General features: G+C 75.2%; 3 protein-coding genes and 1 pseudogene. 3 read left to right on the top strand and 1 reads right to left on the bottom strand.

Annotated elements, in window-relative coordinates; translation table 11 throughout:
• Window positions 1-909: polysaccharide deacetylase family protein (locus HW578_RS25560; protein WP_232479282.1), on the bottom strand; the 909-nt coding region annotated here is incomplete at its 3' end.
• Window positions 910-1,013: 104 nt separating this feature from the next.
• Between HW578_RS25560 and HW578_RS25565 the strand changes: the two genes are divergently transcribed.
• The 3 genes and pseudogenes from HW578_RS25565 to HW578_RS25575 all read left to right on the top strand — a co-directional run.
• The gene (locus tag HW578_RS25565) at window positions 1,014-1,280 is read left to right on the top strand and encodes a phosphopantetheine-binding protein (protein WP_232479283.1); all 267 of its coding nucleotides are present in this window, start codon (window positions 1,014-1,016) and stop codon (window positions 1,278-1,280) included.
• Between the two features lie 5 nt (window positions 1,281-1,285).
• Window positions 1,286-1,897 (top strand): COG4648 family protein, encoded by a 612-nt coding sequence (locus HW578_RS25570; protein WP_198373529.1) that lies wholly within the window; start codon window positions 1,286-1,288, stop codon window positions 1,895-1,897.
• Window positions 1,887-2,343, top strand: a pseudogene (locus HW578_RS25575) (hypothetical protein); the annotation flags it as partial. The gene HW578_RS25570 and the pseudogene HW578_RS25575, both read left to right, overlap by 11 nt.

The following is a 2,343-nucleotide window of genomic DNA, read 5'->3' on the forward strand; positions in this document are numbered from 1 at the left end:
CGCCCCGGGCTGCCAGCGCAGCGCCGCGGCCCGCAGCGCCGGCAGACGCGCCGCGAAGGGCTCCGAGCGCCGCCCGCGCAGCAGCCCCTCCAGCCGCGGCAGGGTCGGGCCGCGGTTCAGCCACAGCATGATGCTGCCCGCCAGCCCGGCATCCGCTCTGCGCACCAGCCCTTCGTCGGAATCGAGGTCATAGGGGTGGCAGTAGGACCACAGATGGCCGTCGCCGCTCTCCGCCACCCAGGCGCGCACCAGGCTCGACAGGCGCCAGGGCGGCAGCCAGCGCAGGTACATGCCGCCCAGGAAGGGCAGCAGCAGCGGCCCGGCGCGCCCGACCGGCACCGGCAGTTCCAGCAGCCCCCCCGGCCAGGCGAAGGGCCGCCGCGGCGCGCCCGGCCAGCCCGCCAGCGGGTTCCAGGCCGGCAGCACCGATGAGGAATAGGCGAAGCCGGCCTCCCCCAGGATGCCCGGCGCCCAGGCGGCGGCCGGGGTCAGCGAGAAATACGGCGCGCGGAAACCGAGCGGCGGCGCGCCCAGCAGGTCGGCCAGGCGGTCGCGGGCGGCCAGCATCCCGGCGCGGAAGGATGCCGGCGAATGCTCGGCGAGCTTGCGGTGGTCATGGCCGTGGGAGGCGACCTCGTGCCCGCGCCGCGCAAGGTCCCGCACCAGGCCAGGGTCCTGGCGGACCACGGCATCCAGCACGAAGAAGGTGCCGCGCGCGCCGGCCCCCTCCAGCAGGTCGAGCAGCCGGCCGGTCGCCGGCGCGGCGCGGCCCGGGGCGCCGTGTTCCTCGACATCCACCGTGAAGGTGAATTCGGCGGGCAGCGGGGCGAAGCGGCGGGCGGCGCGGTCGCTCGCCCTTGTTCGGCCGCTTTCCCCTTGATACTTTTGGCTTCCGGGTACGGGTGACATCGCGGCTCAGGTCGCCGGTCGCCAGCCTTCCGTCAAGGCCGAGGGGCGCAGCCCTGCGGCGGGGGCGTCCGGAGCGGAACGCGAATCGCGGCAGGAGACGAGTGTTGACGACGACCCTGTCCTTGGAAGCGGAGGTCGCGGCCCTCATCGTCGAGGCGCTGCACCTCGAGGTCGCGCCGGGAGAGATCGATCCCGAGGCGCCCCTGTTCGGGGAAGGCCTCGGCCTCGATTCGATCGATGCGCTCGAGATCGCGCTAGCGGTGTCCAAGCGCTACGGCTTCCAGCTGCGCTCGGACGACGAGCGCAACCACCGCATCTTCCGCTCGCTCCGCGCGCTGGCCGCGCATATCGAGACGAACCGGACGGGCTGACGCGCATGGCGTGGCCCCGCCTGGCGCCGCGGCTCGCGATCTCGCTGCCGCTCTCCGGGCTGTTTCTCGGAACGCATGCGGCGGGCCTGCCGGACGTGGCCGTGGTGCTGGCGGCGGCGGTGATCGGTGCGATGCTCGCACCCTTTCCGCGCGCGTCTGGCATCGCCGCCGTGGCGCTGGCGGCCGGCGCGGCAGCCGCGCTGTGGGTCGGGCGGCAGGGGGCGGCAACGCTGCTCGAACTGATGCCGCTGGCGGGCAACCTGCTCCTCGCCTGGCATTTCGGCGCGACGCTGCGGCCGGGGCGGGAGCCGCTGATCAGCCGCTACACGCGCGCCGAGCACGGGCGCCTCCCACCCGAGCTGGCGCGCTACACGCGCCGGCTCACCTGGTTCTGGACGATCATCTTCCTGGCCTTCGCCGGCCTGAACGGGCTGACCCTGGCGGGGCTCGGGCCGGCCCCCGGGCGGTCGGCTGTGGCTAACCTCGTGCTCTCGGCGCTGTTCTTCCTGGCCGAGCACCCGCTGCGCCGCGCGCTCTTCCCCGCCCTGGGCCCCGCCACGCCCTGGAGCACGCTGCGCGCCATCTGGCGCGCCGATGGCCTGCCCGATGCGCGCTGACACCCACCTGCCACTGACCTCCCGCGCGCCGTCCGAGGTGATCTTCCACCGCGGGCAGGAGGCGGTGACGGTCGCGCGTTTCCTGGCCGAAGCCGCCGCGCTAGCGGCGCAGCTGCCCGACGAAGGGCCGGTGCTGAACTTCTGCGCCGACCGTTACCTGGCACTGCTCGGCTTCGCCGCGGCGGCCTCGCGCGGGCAGACCACGCTGCTCTCGGCCGACCGGACGCCGCAACGCCTGGCCGAGATCGCGCGGCTGCACGGGGCGCGCCACGCGCTGGCCGACAGCGACATCGCGCTGCCGCTGCCGGTGCTGCGCCCGGTCCCGGCCGCCGGGACCGCCGCCCCGAACCCGCTGATCCCGGCCGGCCTCGTTGCCGCCATCGCCTTCACCTCGGGCAGCACCGGCGAGCCGCGGCCGCATCCGAAGCCCTGGGGGGCGCTGGCGG

Origin of the sequence: Roseomonas rosulenta (assembly GCF_016106005.1) — a bacterium.
Lineage (GTDB): Bacteria > Pseudomonadota > Alphaproteobacteria > Acetobacterales > Acetobacteraceae > Neoroseomonas > Neoroseomonas rosulenta.